Source organism: Candidatus Rickettsia colombianensi, from assembly GCF_003664375.1.
Lineage (GTDB): Bacteria > Pseudomonadota > Alphaproteobacteria > Rickettsiales > Rickettsiaceae > Rickettsia > Rickettsia tamurae.
Genome location: NZ_RAQN01000003.1, coordinates 1 through 21524, shown reverse-complemented (window position 1 = coordinate 21524; position 21524 = coordinate 1). Strand labels below are relative to the sequence as shown.

Genomic DNA, 21524 nt, shown 5'->3' with positions numbered 1-21524 from the left:
TAGTACTAAATATATGAAATATAATCGTATTTATATTAATAGTCGTTTAGCTGAAAATAGCAAGATAGAATTAGCAGGTGATCATGTTCATTATGTTAAAACGGTGCTACGTCTTAAAGTAAATGATGGCTTGCGTATCTTTAACGGTACGGATGGAGAATTTTTAGCACAAATTATCGATATAGGTAAGCATAACTTATCGGTTAGGCTTAAAGAACAGTTAAAAAAGCCTTATACAGAATCTACTTTAATTCTTGCTATATCTATAATAAAGCAAGATAAATTAATGCTTGCAATAAATATGGCTACGCAACTCGGTATAACTAAAATTATTCCGTTAATTACTAGGCGATGTCAATTTAGATCGGTAAATATCGAACGTTTAACAAAATGTGTAATTGAGGCAACAGAGCAATCAGAACGTCTTACTCCCCCGATAATTGAAAAAGCTATCACAATACAAGATTATCTTAAAAAGAATAATAATTTGATGTTATATGCTAATGAACATGAAAAAGAAGAAAATTCTATATTACGAATTTTATCATCACTTAGTAACATATACTCTTGCGAAATGAAGAGGGGTTATACGAAGAACAACTTGGAAAAGGGCAAGGAGTCTGTAAGCCGAGGAGCGGAGCGTATACTAATACGTGAGCATCTGAGGACTTACAAAGACGACGTAGCCAATTTTTCAAGTTCATCGAGTATAACTATTATTGTAGGACCGGAGGGAGGCTTTACTAATGATGAGCTGGAACTTCTTGCCTCATATAAGAATACAAAATCTATAAGTTTAGGAAGTAATATATTACGTGCTGAAACAGCAGCAATAACTGCTATAGCACAGGTGAGGTTGTGGTGTGGATCAGTCTCAGTGTCACCCCGTGGTCTAGTTAAAAATACTAATAATATTAGTATTTTTAGTTATTTTCTGGATACCGTGGTTAAGCCACGGGATGACACCGAGTGGGTTTTTGAGTCATACGACAACATCTTCAGTTGGTTAGCTCAATGACGAAAAGGCGTTTACTTTGCCTTTTCTATTCCGGGTTTACAAAATAGCTTACCTAAGCAAAGGAAAGAATATACACCACAAAAGCCTATAATTATATAAGGTATGGTAACAATAATTGGAAATGAGCCAAATAAAAGTGTAACTAAATTAAATAATCCGACTAAACCCCAATTTATAGCACCTATAGAAGATAATAAATGTATAGTAGTAATAAGCGGATTATTAGAAGTATTTATTAACATATTTAAGCTCCTTTTAGTTAGACCTTGTTGTGTGGCTCATACCTCTGTCATCCTGCGACTTAATCGGCGTTGTTGCATGGATCAAAAAACCTATTCGATGTCATCCCCGCATAGGCGGGGATCCAGAAAAATAACTTCAAATCGATATAGAAGTTACACATTTGATAAAATAAACCTACAAAAACAAGTTTTTATAGGTTTTACTGGATTCCCGCGTAGGCGGGAATGACATGAAACGATCCATGCAACAACGCCGGTCAAGCCACATGATGACGCTGTGTGTGCTTTCCGAGCCATGCAACAAAACTAACGTAAAATAATCATTTCTCATTTTGAGCTATATGTCTACTAAATTTTATAATTCTATAATTTATTAATCCTTCTTAAAAGTTTGATATATTACAGGTATAACAAAAATTGTAAATATAGTACCGATGCTTAATCCTCAAACTATTACAAAACCTATAGAATTACGAGCAGCAGCACCGGCCCCGTCTGTAAAAACTAGAGGTAAAGCTCCGACTACAGCAGCAAGGGTAGTCATAAGAATTGGACACAAGCGAAATTTTGAGGATTCTATTATAGCTTCTTGAACCTTTACTCCTTTTTCTCTTAGCTGATTAGCAAATTCTACTATCATAATAGAATTCTTAGTAATTAATCCAATTAAAGTAATAAGTCCGATATTACTATACATATTAAGGCTATTACCGGCAAGCCAGAGAGCAAGTACACCGCTGGTTATTGAGAAAGGTACGACGAGTAATATTAATAAAGGGTTAGTAAAGCTTTCAAATTGAGCTGCAAGCACTAAATAGATAAATATAAGAGCAAACACACAAATGTTATAAGCATATTACTGTCTGCCTCTCTCATTTGTTTAATTTCTCCGATATATTCAATTATAGTATTACTAGGATCAAGTAACTTGGCGGCTATTTTATTGATTTCATTAATTGCATCATCAATTTTTCCGTCAGGAGCAAGATCGGAAGAAATAGTAACGGATTTTGAATTAATTATAATGACTATATGATTTTACTGATATTTTTTCCGTAATATTAGCTATCGATTCAAGCGGTAACATATTATTATTTTTTGCTCTGATTAAAATTTTACTAAAATCGCTAATATCTTTTCGATCTTTTTGATTAAATTGTAATATAACGTCATATAAATCATTACCCATTCTAAAATCCCCGATTTGTTGACCTGCAAGTAAATATTGTACCGTTCTGCCTATATTTGCCAAATCCATTCCGTATAAATAAGCCTTGTCACGGTTGACTTCTATACGTATAGTCGGCATTGCCGATTGTAAATTTCTATTGACGTTTAAGAAAATAGGATTTGTTTTCATTATATCAATAAATTGTTGTGATATTTTATCTAGATCATCATATTCAAGGTTCGTTTGAATAGTAAACTCGATAGGGCTACATTCCCGCTAACCATTGAACGTGGATCCATAGCGAAAATCGACATGCCCGGTATTTCGGAAAACTGCTTATTTAACATATTCTTAATAGTTTCTTGGGAACGAGAATGCTCACCCCAATCTTTTAACGGAATGAATCCAAAAACATTATCGCTACCGCCTGCACCTATTACCATCAGATAACCTAATATATCTTTATAATTAGCAAGGATTTTTTCGGCTTCTTTCACTACTTTAGTAGAAGATTCTAAACTAGAACCTTCAGGTCCTTTAAGAGAAATTTGTAAAAATCCGTCATCTTCTTGAGGTACGAAAATTTTTTGAGTAAATTTAAAACTAATAATTAGCACTATAAATGATGATGCAATAATGATGACAAATTTCTTTTTATTGTCAAAAGTTAGCTTTAGATAGTAAATATATTTATTTTGAATAAATTGTAGAATGTCGTTAAACTTTACTAAGAATTTCGATAAGTCCGTATTATGTTTTGTAACCATACGACTTGACATCATAGGAGTTAAAGTTAAAGCGACAAATCCTGAGAACAAAACACAAAATGCTAAAGTCCAAGCAAATTTAATAAATAATTTCCCGATAAAACCCTCTATAAAACCGACGGGTAAAAATACGGCAGCAAGCGTAATAGTCATAGCAATGATTGCAAAGCCGATTTTTTTAGAAGCAAGCATAGCCGCTTCCATGGGTTTATGCCCCATTTCATTATATCTAAAAATGTTTTCGAGTATAACTATTGCATCGTCAACTACTAAACCTATAGCAAGGAGCGTAAATATGTTAATAGAAAATCCAAAAGCATACATTACTCTAAAAGTACCGATCAACGATACCGGAATCGTCACAAACGAAATTAAGGTAATTTTAGCAGAAGCAAGAAATAAATAAGTGACTAAAACTACTAATATTAAAGCTTCAAAAATTGTTTGAAATACTGCATAAATTGATGCTTTTACAGGCGTTGCTCCATCATATGCGATACCCATACTTATTCCTTTAGGCATGGATTCTTTAATTCTTTCTAGTTCTTTAGTTACTTCATTTGATAAATCTATGACGTTAGCTTTTGATGCTTTTATAAGACCAAGAGCTTTGTAATTTACTATTGACAATAAATTAGGGTTTTAATGATAAATTTTCACTTTAATTACTTGGTTAAGATAGTTTTAACAGTATAACTGATGTAAAATGGCTACATTTTTCTATAAATTAATATAATAACGTATATATTTTAAACTTTGTAAATAACTGGCATTTGCAGTATGTAGGTAGTTTGTTATAATTAACTCACATAAAAAATATATTGATGTATATTATTGCCAGTTGTATATATTGTTTTATAAAAAAACATTAATACATATTAACCCATTAAAGGAGAGTTGATTTTATTATGAGTACACATAACAAAAAAGAACCCAAAAAAATGAATAAAACCGAATTTATAGCATTTATGACCGACCATGGTCATAATCATAAACATGCTTCACATAAAACATTAACAAAAGCTGATGCCGAGAAAGCACTTAATTTAGTTCTTGATAGTGTGATTAGTGCTATAAAGAGCCACCATAATATTAATATAACAGGTTTCGGTTCATTTGAAATACATCATAGAAAAGCACGTGAGGGTCGTAACCCAAAAACCGGAGCAAAAATGAAAATAGATGCTTACAATCAACCTACTTTTAGAGCCGGAAGAAAAATGAAAGAAGCTTGTAATTAAAAGAAGTAACTTATAGTACTGATAATTTCCGAACCCCGTTACAAGCTTGCGGGGTGACACTAGAAAAACCGGCTCATGCAACAATGCTCTGCAAAAGCCGGAATGATATAGAACACTTCTTAAGTACAATTCATAACGATATTACAACCATTGATAATCGAACGCCTAGAGTTTAACTTAAAACATAATAAGCTATACAATAGTTGGCTTATCGAAGCCGAAAATATAGAGCAGGTTTTAAAAGATTTAGAAGATTTTATATATATTAAGCTTTTTAAGAATAGCATTCCTCTTGAAAACAATCCTGATTATCATTTCATCGCTAGGGAAACTTCAGTTACATCTAATGCTAAAAATATTTCTATTGAACAAATAAGAAAATTACAAGACTTCTTAAGTAAAACTTCTGCAATCTCAGGTTATAAAGTTGCAGTAATTTATTCGGCGGATCTTATGAATTTGAATGCGGCAAATTCATGCTTAAAAATTCTTGAAGATGCACCAAAGAATAGTTACATTTTTTTAATTACCTCAAGAGCTGCAAGTATTATATCTACAATTAGATCAAGATGTTTTAAAGTTAATGTTAGATCTCCTCTACCTAATGCTCGCAATGATTTATATCTTCAGTTTATTCAGCCGATAGCAGATAACGAAACGTTAGATTTTATTAATCGTTTTACTACTAAAGACCGAGAATTATGGCTAGATTTCATTGATAATTTATTATTATTAATGAATAGAATTCTTAAAAAATCTGCTAACATTAATATTGAACTTCTAGATTTAGAAAACAAGATTTTTAATAAACTGCCAAATAAGCATCCTTCCTATTTACTACAAAAATTTACCGACATAAAAAAGCTAATATATAATACCATTGATTATGATTTGGACTTAAAAACAAGTTATATATTAGTGGTGAATGAGTTTTCTAGTAATTAACACGATATCCCTCCGTTCCTTTCTACGTTATCCATAAAACAACAAAATATATTGGAGAAATATACTCCTTTTTTTTAAAAAATAGTTAATAAATATTCAAGATGGAAAGCGGCTTCCCTCTCGAATATAAATTTAATTTATGTTTTATTTTGACTATTGTTCATTTACTCGTAGTATATATTAGGTTCTAGGAACTTTATATTTATAAATTAAATTACTTACATGTTTAAAACTTTAACACAAAATTTAACGAAGATTTTTGATAAGCTAGTTAGCTCAGGAATTTTGACGGAAGCCCAAATAGATGCTGCTATGCGGGATATAAGAGTGGCTCTTTTAGAGTCGGATGTTGCATTACCGGTGATAAAAGATTTTATAGCGGAAGTTAAACAAAAAGCTTTAGGGCAGGAGGTTATTAAGTCTGTTTCACCTGGGCAGATGATAATTAAAATTATCCATGAAGAGATGATAAATCTCTTAGCTTCAAGTGAAAGTGAGACAAAGCTAAATTTAAATTCAAAGCCGCCCGTAAATTTCCTAATGGTAGGGTTGCAAGGGAGCGGTAAAACTACGGCAAGTAGTAAGCTTGCTTTACGACTTAAAAATCAAAATAAAAAAGTTTTACTTGTTTCTCTGGATACTTACAGACCGGCAGCACAAGAGCAACTCGCTATACTTGCAAACTCAGTACAGATTAATTCATTACCTATTGTGCAAGGTGAGAAACCCCTCGATATTGTCAAAAGAGCTATTGCTGAGGCTAAAATTTCTGCTTATGATGTCGTAATTTATGATACGGCAGGTCGTACACAAATTGATAAAGAGATGATGGAGGAGGCTCTTGCAATAAAAAAGATAGTAGAGCCTACGGAAACTTTGTTAGTAATTGATAGTATGACAGGGCAGGATGCAGTAGTCACGGCAAGTAGCTTTAATGAAAAGTTAGAGATTTCAGGATTAATTTTATCTAGAATTGACGGCGATTCTAAAGGCGGTGCAGCACTTAGCGTAAAATATATTACTAAAAAGCCGATTAAATTTTTAAGTAGTGGTGAAAAACTAACCGATTTAGAAGAATTCGATGCTGAACGTTTAGCTTCTCGAATACTTGATATGGGTGATATTATCTCTTTTGTTAAAAAAGCAGCTAGTATTGTTAATAGAGAAGAAGCCGAAAAAACGGCAGCTAAATTAAAGAAAGGTAAGTTTGATTTAAATGATTATCTTCAGCAAATGAGAAGTATAAAAAAAATGGGAGGTTTTGGAAGTATACTTAGCATATTACCGGGTAGCGGTAAAATTATGGATCAAATAGATCAATCAAAATTAAATAGTAAAATAATTGAACATCAAGAAGCAATTATTTTATCCATGACGCTGAAAGAACGTAAGAATCCCGATATAATTAATGCTTCTCGTAGAAAACGTATAGCTGCTGGAGCAGGGACTACGGTACAAAAGGTAAATATTTTGCTAAAGCAATATAAGCAAATAAGCGAGATGATGACAAAAGCCAGTAAAATGAATCCTAAGAATCTATTACGTAGCGGAATTGGAAAATTGTTTTCGTAAAACGGCATTATTGCATGAATGGTTTTATCGTCATTGCAAGCGGGCATTGTTGCGTGGATCAATTTCACCTCTGTCACCCCATGGTCAAGCCACGGGATGACATTTTCCTTAAGTTGACACCCATGTGCCTTTGTAGGGATGGCTTCGAGGGTTTTTTAAAAACCATCCGGTACTATAGTGAGCAACACCTATTGGCGTAGTATTAAATTTAATTAATTTTTAATTTCAAAGCATTTGCAAAAAATGTATAAATATTGATAAAATAATTAGCACTGTCTTTTAAGTCACTACCGCTACCGTGTCCGCTATCACTACTTTCTAAGAAATAAGTTGTAGTGTTTGGATTTTGCTCAAGTACATACTCAAAAATGCGTGCATGCCATGGATGTACACGCTGATCAAGTACTGAACCGGTAATTAAAATAATAGGATATTTTTGAGTTAAAGATAAATTTTCTAAAGGTGCATATTTTTTAATATGTACTAAATCATTTGGATTTTCCGGGTCGCCATATTCAGTTACCCATGAATGTCCTGCTCCGAATTCTTTATAGCGTATCATATCAAGTATCGGTACTTCGCATGCTATAGCTCCAAATAAATCGGGACGCTGCGTCATTGCAACACTTACTAGCAATCCGCCGTTACTTCCTCCTTTGATTCCTAAATACTCAGGGCTAGTAATGTTTTGCTTTATTAAATCCTCTGCTACTGCAATAAAATCATTAAAGCCGGTTTGACGCTTTATCCCTTGAGCTGCTTTATGCCACTCAGGACCAAACTCTCCGCCGCCTCTGATATTAGCAAGAACACTAACCCCGCCGCCATGTTTAACCCATACTTCATTTTCCATGCGAGAGAAATATGGAGAGTTGATTACTTGAAAACCACCATATGCTTCAAGTAATGTTGGATTCTTACCATCAAATTTTGTACCTTTTTTATAGACAATAAAATATGGTATTTTAAATCCATCCGAGCTTGTTGCTTCCTTTTGATCTACAACATAATTTTTGCTATCAAACGGATATAAAGGCTTTCTAATAACTTTTAATTCATGAGTTTTATCCCATAAATAGATAGTTGGAGGAACTATAGAATTTTCTATAGTAATTAATGCATCTTCCTCATCATCATCAGAATACATACCAAAAATTGCATTTTCATAAGGCAGCTTTAAGTTTATCGGTTTTGTCCATTCATTATTTTCTAATGTAAATGTTACTACTTTTGAAATAACATTCTCATAGCTAGTTAAAAATACTGTATCTTTAGTCATTCCTACAAAATAAAATACTTCCCTCTCTGTTGGGGTAAATAATATTTTTAAGCTAGCTTTATCGCTATCTTCTTTTAGAAGATCAGTGTAGTGTATGGCAACAAGTGAACCTGCTTTTATATTACTACCTTTAAATTGCCAATCGGAACGCAGCAGCCAAAATACATATTCTTTAAAAGAACCTTGAGGTGTTGCATCTGATGGCATATTTATTTTTTGTAATTTTAAGCTCTCATCTTTAGTATTTAAAATATAATTATCGTAATTATAAAAATCCTTATCTGCAGATATAAATATTAAAGATGAAGAAATATTATCGGATAAAAGCTTACCGGCTGATACACGTATATAATTCTTTGGTATTTCAAATAGTTTTTTGGCTTTCTCTATAGGTTCTCCTCGCTTCCATATGTAGAGCGAGCTAGGATATAAAGAGTCAGTAACTTCCTCTTTATGCAAAACTGGATTAAATATAATAGTATCTTGGTCGATCCAAGTAGGATAAGTAAATTTACCTTCTAGTAATTTTCCGCTACTTGTTTTTGGCTCAAAACCATTTTTTACAAAATCTTTTTTCTCTAAATCCCATTCTGCAAAAAAGGTTTCATCTTTACCGCCAAATGACATGGTAATTAAGAAACGATTAGGGTTTTGAAAACAATCACTCCCACCTCGATACATTACTTTTTTACCAAATTTTTTGGATAATTTATCAAAATCGATTAGAACTTCCCAATTTGGTTTATCTTCAGAGTAGTTTTTAACTAACGTCCTACGCCATAATCCTTGCGGATTTTTATCATCCATCCAAAAATTATATACATACCCTTTACGGATAATACCATATAGAGTTTTTCTTTGATCATAAAATATAGATTCTATTTCTTTCTTAACTACCTTATAAGCAGGCATAGATTGGAAAGCATTTTCTGTTTTATCAGTACGCTCTTTTGCCCATTTTAGAGCTTCAGCTCCTTCAGCTTCTTCTAGAAATTTAGTGTCTTTTGGATTATATATTTGTTCATTATTATTTCCCATAGCTTGAACACAAAAAGTTAATAAAACAATTATAAAATAGTGGGTAATTTTTTTTTTTCATTATTTTAATAATATCTCTTAAATTAAAAGCTTTATTTAAAGTTTTCTTTGAATTAGAATAGTATTTTATCATACACCTTGAATAAAATCAAAGAAAATGCTAGGTTTTGTGGACATTTCTAATTGATTTGCTATTTTGAGGTATTTTTTAGCGAAAATTAATAAGATTTTTGTAGGAATAGTATTCATATTTCAAAAAAATCTTATAATTTGCAGCAAAAAATAACCAAAATTGAATCTTTTTAGAAATGTCCACAAAACCTAAGCTAGCACTAGCAAAAATACAAAATATGAGAGTTATGGCTAATGATTTAAGTATTTATATTCATTGGCCGTTTTGTTTGTCAAAATGTCCATATTGTGATTTTAATTCTCATGTGGCAGGCAATATAGATCATAATCAGTGGCTTAAATCCTATGAAACAGAAATTGAGTATTTTAAGGCTATTATTCAAAATAAATATATAAAATCTATTTTTTTTGGTGGTGGTACTCCCTCTTTAATGAATCCTGCAATAGTTGAAGGGATAATAAATAAAATCAGTAATTTAGCAATTATTGATAATCAAACCGAGATAACTCTAGAAACTAATCCCACATCCTTTGAAACTGAAAAATTTAAAGCATTCAAATCCGCTGGAATTAATCGTGTTTCAATTGGAGTGCAATCCTTAAAAGAAGACGATTTAAAAAAATTAGGTAGAACTCATGATGCTTTGCAAGCAATCAAAACAATTGAGGCGGTAAATACGATTTTTCCACGAGTATCATTTGATTTAATATATGCACGTAGTGGTCAGAAATTAAAAGACTGGCAAGAAGAATTAAAGCAAGCTATGCAGCTCGCAAACGGCCATATTTCTCTTTATCAATTGACTATCGAAAAAGGTACGCCTTTTTATAAATTATTTAAGGAGGGTAATCTGATTTTGCCGCATTCGGATGAAGCGGCTGAGATGTATGAGTGGACAAACCATTATCTAGAATCTAAAAAATATTTTAGATATGAGATATCTAATTATGCTCAAGTAGAGCATGCATGTTTGCATAACTTAGCTTATTGGAATTATAATAATTATTTAGGTATAGGTCCTGGAGCTCATAGTAGAATAATTGATGCTTCAAGTTCAGTATCGGCAATTATGATGTGGCATAAACCTGAAAAATGGTTAGATTCGGTTAACACAAAAAATGTCGGTATTCAAACTAATACTAAGTTAACACATCAAGAGATTATTGAAGAAATCCTAATGATGGGGTTACGTCTTAGCAAGGGTATAAATATTTCTACATTAGAGCAGAAATTGAACACGAAATTAGAGAATATTTTGGAAATGAATAATCTTAAGCATTATCAAAGTCAAGACTTAATTAAGTTAGATAAAAATATCTATCTTACCGATAAAGGTTTGATGCTGCATAGTTACATAGTACCTAGATTGATGATATGAAAATTATTCAAGTAATTTTAAAGTTTAGAATGTAAACTTGAGTTTAAGACCGAAAAAGTATATGTGAATGGTGTTGAATATGATCAAAAAGTCGGAAATCCAATTACACCTATAGCGGATGCTATTAAGACAGATAATATTGATGAAGTAAAAAAATATTAGACGAGGGATATGGAGTAAATCAACCATGCTTGGGCTGGACTCCTCTAGATTATGCTATATCGAATAATAATATAAAAATTGCCGAATTTTTAATTAATCAGGGAATGAGTCCTAATTTAAGGTATGAAGTCGGTATTACCGGAATGATGATGCTAGCCGCAGAAAGAAATAATCCTGATTTAATAAAACTGTTGCTTAAGTTAGGTGTTAATCCTAATGTTCAAAATTCTAAAACCGGAATGACTTCCCTTATGTATGCAGCATCATATCTTAATGTTGAACCTGTCCGTATTTTATTAGAATATGAAGCAGATCAAAAAATTAAAGATTTTAAAGGAAAAAGAGCTTTAGATTGGATAGCAGTGGATGCTAATAGAAAATTACATGCTTCTGACGCAGAATATTATACTGCTTTATTTTTCGCTCCATTTGAAACTAAACAGAAAATTATAAAAGAAAGAAATAGTATTAAGACAAGAAATAAAGAAGAGGAAAAAGAAATAAAAAAGCTTCTCAATTCTTACCGTTAAATTTTGGTAGTGTTTCTATTTATATTTTGCAAGTTAGGATAAAAACCTATCTTAATGTTCTGCCTCTGTCATTGCAAAAAAAATTGTATAACAATTGACGAAGCAAGGAAGAGCAAAAATTCTGTAAATCAGAATTTTTTTATTATTTTTTGGGGACGTGCCATGCAATCTACGACTGCAGCGTTGTTGCATGTATCAGAAAAAGCATTCGATATCATACCGTGGCTTGATCACCGTATCCATAAAAACAACTTTTTATACTAATAATTTTAGTATTTTAAGCTGGATACTGCGATCAAGTCGCGGTATGACAGCTGAAGAATCGAACCATACAACAAGACCCTAGCTACTGGACAATTACCACCATTCTACGAATGCTTGCAATGATGTTTTTATGTGATTTACATAAAACCGTCTTATTGCTTAATACAACGATATCACCGGAAGTAATATATATAGTTTTGAATAGATTCTTGATCTACGATTTCTCTAATTTTATTTAAAAACCCTGCTGCTCTTTGTGTTTCAGGAATAGCATCCATTTTTATTCTGCTGTAATAACCGGTAGCATGTTCTACTAATAAAGGGAGATTCTTGCTCACTATTTTACATGAAAAAGAATCTGCACTTGTTACTGTAAATTCATTACTACACCCTATTAAGATATCTTGGTAGCTCAGTTGATTTAATATATCTTTAAGGCTAATATATACTATAGGTAGATTCTCATGTCCTTTATGTACAATCCCAAAAATTAAATAGTCAACTATAGGAGATAAGTTATCACTCTTTTCTTTCATTGGACGGTATGACATGCCAATCTAAATCATTATAGGGTGATTGAGAGCTACGTTCATTATGAGAATTACGTTTTGGTGCTACTGCTCTAATAATATTCTTATCTTCATCTTTATATAATACAGGAAAACTACCAATTATCCCTATTCTCCATACATATGACAAATTAATTCTTCTATTCCCGTAATCCATACCTCACCGTCATAAGGGGTCATTATATTATAGTTTTTTTTATCGATATTTTTTATATGTATAATTTCTGCATTATTATTTACTGCATCTTTAATTTCTTTTGTATAATTTACATAGTTTGTTTCTAAAAAATACAGTAGATTTATATGGATTTTTAGTAAAATTGTTTAAAACCTCATCGCTATTAATATTAAAATTTTTTAGATAAATTTCCTTTCTCATAATTTATCTTTAAATCTTTTTTATAACTGAGTTCCAATTTTTAGAAGCATTAATAATACCACAAGGATCTACATATTTTGTATCTACTAAATATAAATTTTTTTTTCTTTCAACCAGCTAGTTAATCTAACGATTTTATTGTTTAAATTTTCTAATTTTGCTATACAAGTTTTTTCATCTAAAGTTTTCCTCCAAATATCATAGCACGCATTATTATAATCAATATTAGTATCTTCAATGATGAAATAATCTCCTTCTTCAAATATATTATTATGAAAATATTCTAAAATACCTATCATATTAATATGAGCATCTTCTATTAAAAGTATAGAATGTACTATTTCAGATATTTTCTCTTTTGGAAATATATTAGAATCACCTTGTAAAAACTCTATTCTATTATCTCCTGTTACGGCTTGATCAATATTTTCAAAATCGATATCTATACTAATAACTTTACCGTCTTTTACCGATAAACTTTGTATATCCACCAACCAAAGGGCAGAAGCTCCGTTAAAACTTCCAAATTCAATTATGGTTTTGGGTTTTAATTCTTGAATTAAATCTTGAGTAGTAACAGTCTGAAAAGGACTTTTTTGTAATGGTATATTTTTCCAATTAATATCACAGCTATTTTCAGCAATAGAATGCCAAAACGATTCAGGTATATCACTTATTGAAGTTCTATTATTTATAGATACAAACCTTTTTGATGGTCTGTATTATTTAGGAAATTTAACATATATTCTCAACCTTAAGTTAATATAGTTATTGTAATACACACTTTAGATTCTAAAGTCAATAGCATTTTTAAATTAAAAGTTGAAAATAAGAAAAGAAATTTTGATAACTATACTTTAAGTAAATGAATAGGAGGAATTTGTGCGTCGATCCGGTACTCGAATCCTCACGTACTAAGTGTACGCTGCGGTTCTGCGTTTCGTGTCTCCTACAAATTCCTCCTTATTAGCTACGTTATGCAAGAACTCTATTGTTGTGTGGATATCGATGTCATTCCCGCGAAAGCGGGAATCCAGTCATTAAAAAATATAAACATACTAAATTTAAAAAATCAAAAGCTCAAATAATTTCGCTTTTGCCTGGATTCCTGCTTTCGCAGGACATAATTAGCTAGAAATGTCGATGAGCATTAAGATAAATATACTTCCTTATCTAAAGTATCTTCGCTGTTATCTATAATCATAGTAATTGTTGCATCGCCGGTAATATTGATAGTAGTACGTAGCATATCAAGTATTCGGTCAATACCGGCAATAATTGCTACTCCCTCTATAGGTAAGTGAACCGAAGAAAGAACCATAGGAAGCATTATCAGAGAGGCACCGGGAATACCGGCACCGCCGATAGATCCAAGTGTTGAGGTGAGAATAATTACTAAATAGTCGTGAGGAGCAAGCGTTACTCCCATCATCTGAGCAAAAAATATGGTGGTAAGAGATAAATTTATAGCAAAGCCGTCCATATTAATTGACGCACCTATCGGAAGTACGAACGAAGTACTAGACTCTGAAATGCCAAGCTTTTCACGACAAACTTGCATAGTAGTTGCAAGAGTCGCCTTGCTACTTGAAGTAGAAAAAGCAAGTATCTGATACTCAAAACTTTTCTTATAAAAAGGTATAGGAGAAACACGGCAGAATACATATATAAATAAGCCAAAAACTAAATATTGGAATGTCATTGCCACGACTACCGCTACAACAAGTTTCGATAAACTAATCATTACCTCAACTCCCTGCATGCCTACAATCCAGCCTGTTAAAGCAAAAGCACCGTAAGGGGATAATTGAATAACAAACGATATTATTTTTAATATTAATTTTGACATTACATGAATTAAATCAGTAACAGGTTCACCGATAGATTTCATTTTGTTTAAGGTAATCCCAACAAAAATAGCAAAAAATACAACTTGCAAGACATCACCGTTTGCAAAAGCCCCAACAGCATTATCAGGGACGATATTTACAAAAAAATCAATTATATTAAATGAAGTTCTACTTGTCGTTTCTGAAGAGGTAAAATCTATATGTATGCCTACTCCCGGCTTTAATACTAAGGCAACAGTAAGTCCAAAAACCGTGGCAAAAAAAGTAGTACCTAAAAAAGCGGCTACCGCTTTCATTCCTACTCTACCAAGGGCAGAAGTATCATTCATACTAGTGATACCGGAAACCAAACTGAAGAAAATTAAAGGGGTAATGATCATTTTTATTAAACGTAAGAAAATGTCACCGATAGGTTTAATATAATTAACATATTGTGGTAAGTATATACCAAATATAATACCTAAGATTAACCCTAAGGTAACTTTTTGCCATAATTTCATAATTTACTTACTTAATTTTTAAATTTGTTCAACTATAAGTTTGTTTACTATTTTGGTCAATCCATTCTAAGTACTTTTGAAAGCAATAGTCAATATTTATTTTTATTATTTGCGGTAATTCATAATTATGAATTTCAAGTAGTTTATTTTCAATTTCGTTATAATTAGAAGATTTTGCTTTAATTACAAGTCTATATTCGCTTTCTATAAGTACTCTACCATCCCATCTAAAGTAACTTCTAACATCGTCAATTTGAATGCAGACAGCAAGATTTAATTCTAACAAAACAGATGCTATTTTTTCGGCAATTTGTAAGTCATTAGTAGTAGTTAAAATTAAACAGCAATCTTGCATGCCTAAACCTCAACAAAACAATTCAGCGTTTCATATAGTTTGAGGCTCGCTATGAAGAAGTTTTGACCGACGAAAAGTTTAGGAAAAATTTCATTCTTTAAATGCGTCGCTATATTTTCTGCAGTTGGGTTATTTTGCATATAATATATTTTTTGACCGGTACAATTTTCTATTTGCTGTCCCATTTCCTTATCGTCTTGATGTAGGATTAAGCTATGATCAAAATTTTCATCAATCCATTTTTTAGCTAAATCCTTAATTAAACCAAAATCGATTACCATACCAAGTTTATCGGTTTTGTTTGTGGCTATAGTTATCTCAAGAACATAGCGATGACCGTGCAGGAATTGACATTTATTTTGATGTCCTATAATTCTATGTCCTGCATCGAATTCAATACGACGAGTACATTTTATCATTATTATATACTTCCTTTCCCGATTGTCATGCCGTGGCTTGACCACGGCATGACAATTTTTTACAAATTTAACAATAACTTCTCAGGATTTTCAATGAGCTGCTTAATTTTTACCAAGAATGATACTCCTTCTTTCCCGTCAATTATGCGATGATCGTAAGATAAAGCTATGTACATCATCGGACGTATTTCAATTTTACCGTCTATAACTACGGCTCTTTCCTCGGTTTTATGTAAGCCTAGAATACCTGATTGAGGAGGATTAATAATCGGTGTAGATAATAATGAGCCATATACACCACCGTTAGAAATCGAGAATGTGCCGCCTGACAAATCAGCCATAGAAAGCTTACCCTCACGAGCTTTTTTAGCCAAAATTCCTATAGCTTTTTCTACTTCGGCAAATCCCATTTTATCGACATCCCTAACAACCGGTACGACAAGTCCTTGCTCTGTTCCGACAGCTACACCTATATCATAGTAATTTTTATATACTAATTCATCGCCGTCTATTTCAGCATTTACCGACGGAATAAGCTTTAAAGCTTTTATAGTTGCTTTAACAAAAAACGACATAAAGCCAAGTTTCACAGCGTGCTTTTTCTCAAACTCTTCTTTATATTGATTACGCAAGGCAATTACTTTTGACATATCGATTTCATTAAAAGTAGTCAAAATAGCTGCCGTATTTTGTGAATCTTTTAAACGCTGTGCAATAGTTTTACGCAAGCGTGACATACGAACACGCTGTACTCTTTCTTCATTAGATTTACTTATTGCAGGAGCAGAAGTAGCCGTAGGCGGAGTGTTTATTGTTTCAAGCACGTCACCTTTGGTAATTCTACCGTCTCTACCTGTTCCTTTTATATTATTAGGGTCAAGCTTATTTTCGGTAACTAATTTTTGTACAGAAGGAGCAAGAGTATTATTAGCCACGGCAGGTTTTTCTACAGGCTTTTCTGAAGTAGGTTGCGTAACTGCTTGAGCTTTAGCGGATTCATTATTAGTACCGGCAGTATTTGCAGCTGCCCCTTCATTTATTTCGCCTATTTCTTCGCCAACTGCTACATTTGCACCGTCAGTTTTCGATATTTTACCTATAGTACCGTTGCAAGGAGCATTAACTTCTAAAGTCACTTTTTCGGTTTCGATTTCTAACAGTAATTCATCGGTTTTAACCGAATCGCCTTCTTTCTTATACCATTTGGCAATAGTTGCTTCCGTTACGGACTCCCCAAGCGACGGTACTATAATTTTAACGCTCATAATTTATTTTACCTCCTAAAAATACGATTCCTATGTCATTCCCGCGTAGGCGGGAATCTAGAATTTGCTTTGTCATCCCGTGGCTACGACCACGGGATCTTGTATCACATACTGTGTCCTAAGATACCGTGATCAAGTTGCGGTATGACACTAAATGTTACTGGATTCCCGCCTATGCGGGAATGACATTAAGAATCCACAATATTCACACCTTTAGTGCTTCCCTTAATAGCTTCTCTTGCTGTTTATTATGTGCTTGCAGCGAACCTACTGCCGGAGAGGCTGATTCCTCTCTACCTACATATTTAAATTCGTTATTAATTCCTGTTTCTTTTAAAGCATCGTTTAAGTGAGAAAATATATAATGCCAAGCTCCCATATTCTTCGGTTCTTCCTGACACCAAATAAATTCCTGCGCCCTATTATATTTTTTTAATAGCGATGCTACAAGTTTTTTTTCAAAAGGGTATAATTGCTCAAGCCTAATAATCGCTATATTACTGTTATTGCCACGCATTTCAAATAGATCGTAATACACCTTACCGCTACATAAAATTATTTTAGTAATATTATTTGTATCTACTTTAGTTACTTCATCTAAAACCGGTAAGAAAGTAGTATTTTTACCTAGCTCGTCAAGTTTAGATACGGCATATTTATGACGTAATAATGATTTCGGCGACATTACGATTAACGGTTTACGGGTATCATCAAGTATTTGGCGACGTAGCAGATGGAAAATCGAAGCAGGGGTAGTAGGGTATGTAATATACATATTATCCTCAGCCGCCAGCTGTAAGAATCTCTCAAGTCTTGCCGAACTATGCTCTGGTCCTTGTCCCTCAAATGCATGAGGTAACAAAACCACAAGCACGCTCATACGAAGCCATTTAGTTTCGCTGCTTGAAATAAACTGGTCAAAAATAATCTGAGCTCCATTAGCAAAATCACCGAATTGTGCTTCCCATAAAACTAAATTTTTTGGGGTTGCGAGTGAATAACCATACTCAAAACCAAGCACCGCATATTCAGATAAATTACTATCGGCTACCTCGTATTTTGCTTGTTCTTTAGATAAATTATTTAGAGGTATATAGGTAGTATCATCAATTTGGTTGTGCAATACTGAATGACGATGCGAGAAAGTACCGCGTTCCGAATCTTGTCCGGTTAGCCTTATATTTGTGCCTGAAGCAAGCAAGCTTGCAAAAGCTAGCTGCTCTGCTGTCGCCCAATCAATAGGTTGATCAGCTGTTAGAGTGGCTTTTCGAGCTTCAAATAGTTTTACAAGTTTTGGATTAGCAGCAAAATCTTTCGGTATTTCACATAGTTTAGTTCCTAAATCTTGTAATGTTTTTTTACCGACGCCCGTTATTGCAGCTTGTGTACGAGTACGAGAAATACCTTGCCATAACCCGCCTAAGAAATGTGCTTCTTGCTTATAACTTTTTGCCTGCTCATATTCCTTATCTAGTTTTGCTTTAAATTCTTCTTTTAACTTAGCAAAATAATTATTATCAATTATACCGCTTTTTACTAACTCATTTGCGTAAATATTTCCAGGGGTCGGTTTGCTTTTAATAATGTTATACATCTTGCCTTGAGTATACATCGGTTCATCGCCCTCATTATGCCCGTATTTACGGTAACAAATAATTTCTACTACAACATCCTTGCCGAATTTCTGCCTATATTCTACCGCAATATTAGTGGCTTTTAACACTGCTTCTATATCATCACCGTTAACATGTAAAATCGGGGCAGCTATGATTTTAGCAAATTCCGTAGAATATCTACTAGCTCTAGTATCTGTAGCATTAGCCGTAAAACCTAACTGATTGTTAATGACGAAATGCAATATTCCACCAATATCATAAGCAGTGAGTGGTGACATTGATAGACTCTCGGCAACCACGCCCTGACCGCAAAAAGCAGCATCGCCATGCACTAAAATAGCTTTGACTTTGCTGCGTTTAGTATCTCCAAGAATATCTTGCTTTGCTCTTACTTTTCCTGCAACTATAGGATTTACCGCTTCTAAATGTGAAGGGTTATCGGCTAGCGACAAGTGTATTTTCTTATCCTCTATAGTTCTATCGGACGAATAGCCTAAATGGTATTTTACATCGCCTGAAACATTTAATTCATCAGGAAATACGCTACCGCTTATGAAACCGGCAATAACGGCTTTATAAGGTTTGCCGACTACTTTAGTCAGAGTATTTAGCCTCCCTCGGTGGGCCATACCGATAACAACTTCTTCAACGCCTTGATGCATAGATAAATCTATAGCTTTACTCATGGCAACTATATAAGCGTCTCCGCCCTCAACGGAAAAACGCTTAGCACCAGGGAATTTAGTATGTAGATACTGCTCAAACCCTTCTACTTCTACTAAATCATTTAGGATAGCTTTTTTGTCTTCAGAAGAAAATGTAATTTTGCTTTCTAGCTTATTATATAACCAGTTTTTTTCTTCTATATTTTCTATTTGTTCAAATTCAACACCGATGGAGCCTGTATAAACTTTATCGAGCTTGGTAACTAATTCAGATAATTTACAGTTCCAAGTACCGACAAATTCATTCGTAATATTGATATTTTCTTCTAGCTGACCGCTATCAAGACCAAAAGTTTCTATATTAAGCTTTAAATCATTTTTTGTTTTACGTAGCTCAAGACCAAGCGGATCAAGATTCGCTAAATAGTGAGCATGCTTGCGATAAGCATTGATCATTTCCTTAGCTTTTAAACTATTTAAGTCTTCAGAAGATAAATTATTATTTAACGATTCTTTTTTTATTTCATCAGGGATAATTATTTTTGCCGTACTTTTATTGAGTAAAGTATTATTATCCTTAATGCCGACAAAAAATTCTTGCCAAGTTTGATCAACCGAGGCAGGGTTGGCTAGATATTGCCTATATAGCTCTTCAACAAAAACAGCATTCCCGCTAAATAAATAACCTGTTTTTTTTAAGTCTTCTTCCATATTATTGTTTGTATTGTTTGATTTTTTTGTTCCGGTGTCAACCGTGGCTTGACCACGATATCCAGAAAACAATTAAAAATACTAATAATTATTAGTATTTTTACTGGATCCCCGCCTACGCTGGGATGACATCGAGTAGGTTTTGCCGATCCATGCAACAACGCCAATTGCCTGCTCGCAATGACGTTCATTACAAATGCAACAACTCCTTTGCTGCTTTTAAACTTGCCTCGGTGATTGTTTTACCTGAAATCATGCGGGCGAGTTCCTCTTGCCTTTCAGCTAAATTTAAAGTTTTTACCGTTACTTTTGTTTCTTTATCTAGTTGTGTTTTCTCGATTTTTATATGCAAATCTGCCTTACCTGCCACTTGAGGCTGGTGCGTAATAACTATTACTTGAGTAACGCTACTAAGTTTTTTTAATCGCTCACCTACTTTATCTGCGACCTCTCCGCCAGTCCCGACATCTATTTCATCAAATATAATAGATGGTTTTACCATTTTATCAAACAAAGAAGTTTTTAAAGCAAGCATGAACCTTGATAATTCACCGCCGGAAGCGATTTTATTGATTGCTGTAGCTCGCGTTCCAGGATTGGTAGAAGCCTTAAACACAATATCATCATTACTGTCGGCTGTCGGCTCTTTTCTAGTTTCTATCTCAATCTCAAAAATTGCTTTCGCCATTTTAAGCTGTTTTAGCTCCTGATGCAACGATTCTTCTAAGTGTTTTGCAGCAATAAGACGCTTTGCAGATAAATCACTCGCCAGTTCATAATATTTTTTCTGCAATAGCACTTCTTGAGCTTTTAACTCATTGCTATTTGCTATTTTATTTTTTAATATACCGAGCTGCTCTAAAGATTTATCTAAAAATACACCTAATTCATCAGCGGGAACATTATATTTACGGCTAATAGCTTTTATTAAAAATAATCGTTCTTCTGTTTCTTCGAGATTATATTCCTCATAATTAAAACTATCTAACAGATTTGATAATTCTTGACGTGCTTCTTCTAGATTATTATAGGCTTCTTCTAAGCTTGTAGCGATAGCTTCAAAACGCTCATTATCGCCTTGCCTTGCTAATAATTTCTCTGCTCTATTAATTGATGTATTTATTTCGGGATTATTAATCTGTTCTAGAATATCTTTTATTAACTGTAAATCCTTATCTTTATTTTGCAAATCTTTTCGTATATTTGCTAATTTTTCTTCTTCGCCTATTTGAATGTTCAGCTTAGTTAATTCTTCCGTTGCAAAGCTCAAATAATCGATTTCTTGGTCTATAGAATTTTGCTTAAGTGTTATTTCGGCAATTTCTTTCCGAGTATTTTGCCAAGTCTGATAACATTTAGAAAGTTCGGCTCGGAAGTCCAAAAGATTTCCGTAACTATCTAAAATATCACGCTGCGTATTTGCTTCTAGAAGAGAAATATTATTATTTTGCCCAT

General features: G+C 33.0%; 16 protein-coding genes and 4 pseudogenes. 7 read left to right on the top strand and 13 right to left on the bottom strand.

The window, feature by feature from the left end; all coding sequences use genetic code 11:
* Window positions 1–13: 13 nt before the first annotated feature.
* A pseudogene (locus D6968_RS06585) lies at window positions 14–859 on the top strand (16S rRNA (uracil(1498)-N(3))-methyltransferase); the annotation flags it as partial.
* 170 nt (window positions 860–1029) lie between these two features.
* Here the strand turns inward: D6968_RS06585 and D6968_RS00500 are convergent.
* Window positions 1030–1203: a DUF378 domain-containing protein gene (locus D6968_RS00500; RefSeq protein WP_245968958.1), complete on the bottom strand. Its 174-nt coding sequence runs from the start codon at window positions 1201–1203 to the stop codon at window positions 1030–1032.
* On the opposite strand from D6968_RS00500, the gene D6968_RS05555 reads away from it, so the two are divergent.
* Window positions 1121–1489 (top strand): hypothetical protein, encoded by a 369-nt coding sequence (locus D6968_RS05555; RefSeq protein ID WP_245968962.1) that lies wholly within the window; start codon window positions 1121–1123, stop codon window positions 1487–1489. The genes D6968_RS00500 and D6968_RS05555 overlap by 83 nt on opposite strands.
* 144 nt (window positions 1490–1633) lie before the next feature.
* On the opposite strand, the pseudogene D6968_RS00495 reads toward D6968_RS05555, so the two are convergent.
* Window positions 1634–3807 (bottom strand): annotated as a pseudogene (locus tag D6968_RS00495) (efflux RND transporter permease subunit); the annotation flags it as partial.
* Between the two features lie 299 nt (window positions 3808–4106).
* Between D6968_RS00495 and D6968_RS00490 the strand changes: the two are divergent.
* The 3 genes from D6968_RS00490 (at window position 4107) to ffh (ending at window position 6956) form a co-directional block, all read left to right on the top strand.
* The gene (locus D6968_RS00490) at window positions 4107–4439 is read left to right on the top strand and encodes an HU family DNA-binding protein (protein WP_008579420.1); all 333 of its coding nucleotides are present in this window, start codon (window positions 4107–4109) and stop codon (window positions 4437–4439) included.
* A gap of 150 nt (window positions 4440–4589) precedes the next feature.
* Window positions 4590–5384: a DNA polymerase III subunit delta' gene (locus D6968_RS00485; RefSeq protein WP_121542655.1), complete on the top strand. Its 795-nt coding sequence runs from the start codon at window positions 4590–4592 to the stop codon at window positions 5382–5384.
* A 222-nt stretch (window positions 5385–5606) separates the two neighbouring features.
* Window positions 5607–6956, top strand: coding sequence for a signal recognition particle protein (gene ffh, locus D6968_RS00480; protein ID WP_121542653.1), 1350 nt, complete (start codon window positions 5607–5609; stop codon window positions 6954–6956).
* Window positions 6957–7164: 208 nt separating this feature from the next.
* Here ffh and D6968_RS00475 read toward each other — a convergent pair whose 3' ends face one another.
* Window positions 7165–9273 carry a prolyl oligopeptidase family serine peptidase gene (locus D6968_RS00475; protein ID WP_121542651.1) on the bottom strand — a complete coding sequence of 703 codons (2109 nt, stop codon included), beginning with the start codon at window positions 9271–9273 and terminating at the stop codon, window positions 7165–7167.
* A 308-nt stretch (window positions 9274–9581) separates the two neighbouring features.
* Here D6968_RS00475 and hemW point away from each other — a divergent pair, with 308 nt between their 5' ends.
* Both hemW and D6968_RS06385 read left to right on the top strand, forming a co-directional pair.
* Complete coding sequence (gene hemW / locus D6968_RS00465; RefSeq protein ID WP_121542649.1) at window positions 9582–10784, top strand: radical SAM family heme chaperone HemW; 1203 nt, start codon at window positions 9582–9584, stop codon at window positions 10782–10784.
* 191 nt (window positions 10785–10975) lie between these two features.
* Window positions 10976–11263: pseudogene (locus tag D6968_RS06385) on the top strand (ankyrin repeat domain-containing protein); the annotation flags it as partial.
* Between the two features lie 650 nt (window positions 11264–11913).
* Here the strand turns inward: D6968_RS06385 and D6968_RS00455 are convergent.
* The 10 genes and pseudogenes from D6968_RS00455 to D6968_RS00405 form a co-directional block, all read right to left on the bottom strand.
* Window positions 11914–12276: a hypothetical protein gene (locus tag D6968_RS00455; RefSeq protein WP_245968953.1), complete on the bottom strand. Its 363-nt coding sequence runs from the start codon at window positions 12274–12276 to the stop codon at window positions 11914–11916.
* Window positions 12260–12466, bottom strand: a complete 207-nt coding sequence (locus D6968_RS00450) for a hypothetical protein (RefSeq protein ID WP_245968951.1) — start codon at window positions 12464–12466, stop codon at window positions 12260–12262. Before D6968_RS00450 ends, D6968_RS00455 begins: the two co-directional genes overlap by 17 nt.
* Window positions 12467–12774: 308 nt before the next feature.
* Complete coding sequence (locus tag D6968_RS00440) at window positions 12775–13296, bottom strand: CmcI family methyltransferase (RefSeq protein WP_245968957.1); 522 nt, start codon at window positions 13294–13296, stop codon at window positions 12775–12777.
* 262 nt (window positions 13297–13558) lie between these two features.
* Window positions 13559–13725, bottom strand: a pseudogene (locus D6968_RS05545) (palindromic element RPE1 domain-containing protein); the annotation flags it as partial.
* A 113-nt stretch (window positions 13726–13838) separates the two neighbouring features.
* Window positions 13839–15038, bottom strand: a complete 1200-nt coding sequence (locus D6968_RS00430; protein WP_121542645.1) for a dicarboxylate/amino acid:cation symporter — start codon at window positions 15036–15038, stop codon at window positions 13839–13841.
* A 28-nt stretch (window positions 15039–15066) separates the two neighbouring features.
* Window positions 15067–15393: a divalent-cation tolerance protein CutA gene (gene cutA / locus D6968_RS00425; RefSeq protein ID WP_121542643.1), complete on the bottom strand. Its 327-nt coding sequence runs from the start codon at window positions 15391–15393 to the stop codon at window positions 15067–15069.
* A gap of 2 nt (window positions 15394–15395) precedes the next feature.
* On the bottom strand, window positions 15396–15812 hold the full coding sequence (locus D6968_RS00420; protein ID WP_121542641.1) for a 6-pyruvoyl trahydropterin synthase family protein: 417 nt from the start codon (window positions 15810–15812) through the stop codon (window positions 15396–15398).
* Window positions 15813–15871: 59 nt separating this feature from the next.
* On the bottom strand, window positions 15872–17077 hold the full coding sequence (odhB, locus tag D6968_RS00415) for a 2-oxoglutarate dehydrogenase complex dihydrolipoyllysine-residue succinyltransferase (RefSeq protein ID WP_121542639.1): 1206 nt from the start codon (window positions 17075–17077) through the stop codon (window positions 15872–15874).
* A gap of 205 nt (window positions 17078–17282) precedes the next feature.
* Complete coding sequence (locus D6968_RS00410; protein WP_121542637.1) at window positions 17283–20069, bottom strand: 2-oxoglutarate dehydrogenase E1 component; 2787 nt, start codon at window positions 20067–20069, stop codon at window positions 17283–17285.
* 190 nt (window positions 20070–20259) lie between these two features.
* Window positions 20260–21524, bottom strand: a 1265-nt coding sequence (locus tag D6968_RS00405; RefSeq protein ID WP_141110515.1) for a DNA repair protein RecN, incomplete at its 5' end; no start/stop codon positions are given.

Bases quoted from the DNA above. Each gene is read 5' to 3' on its own strand.
- D6968_RS05555 (WP_245968962.1), top strand. From the start codon at position 1,121: ATGGTAACAATAATTGGAAATGAGCCAAATAAAAGTGTAACTAAATTA.
- D6968_RS00490 (WP_008579420.1), top strand. From the start codon at position 4,107: ATGAGTACACATAACAAAAAAGAACCCAAAAAAATGAATAAAACCGAA.
- ffh (WP_121542653.1), top strand. From the start codon at position 5,607: ATGTTTAAAACTTTAACACAAAATTTAACGAAGATTTTTGATAAGCTA.
- D6968_RS00475 (WP_121542651.1), bottom strand. From the start codon at position 9,273: ATGGGAAATAATAATGAACAAATATATAATCCAAAAGACACTAAATTT.
- hemW (WP_121542649.1), top strand. From the start codon at position 9,582: ATGTCCACAAAACCTAAGCTAGCACTAGCAAAAATACAAAATATGAGA.
- D6968_RS00455 (WP_245968953.1), bottom strand. From the start codon at position 12,276: ATGAAAGAAAAGAGTGATAACTTATCTCCTATAGTTGACTATTTAATT.
- D6968_RS00450 (WP_245968951.1), bottom strand. From the start codon at position 12,466: ATGGATTACGGGAATAGAAGAATTAATTTGTCATATGTATGGAGAATA.
- D6968_RS00430 (WP_121542645.1), bottom strand. From the start codon at position 15,038: ATGAAATTATGGCAAAAAGTTACCTTAGGGTTAATCTTAGGTATTATA.
- cutA (WP_121542643.1), bottom strand. From the start codon at position 15,393: ATGCAAGATTGCTGTTTAATTTTAACTACTACTAATGACTTACAAATT.
- D6968_RS00420 (WP_121542641.1), bottom strand. From the start codon at position 15,812: ATGATAAAATGTACTCGTCGTATTGAATTCGATGCAGGACATAGAATT.
- odhB (WP_121542639.1), bottom strand. From the start codon at position 17,077: ATGAGCGTTAAAATTATAGTACCGTCGCTTGGGGAGTCCGTAACGGAA.
- D6968_RS00410 (WP_121542637.1), bottom strand. From the start codon at position 20,069: ATGGAAGAAGACTTAAAAAAAACAGGTTATTTATTTAGCGGGAATGCT.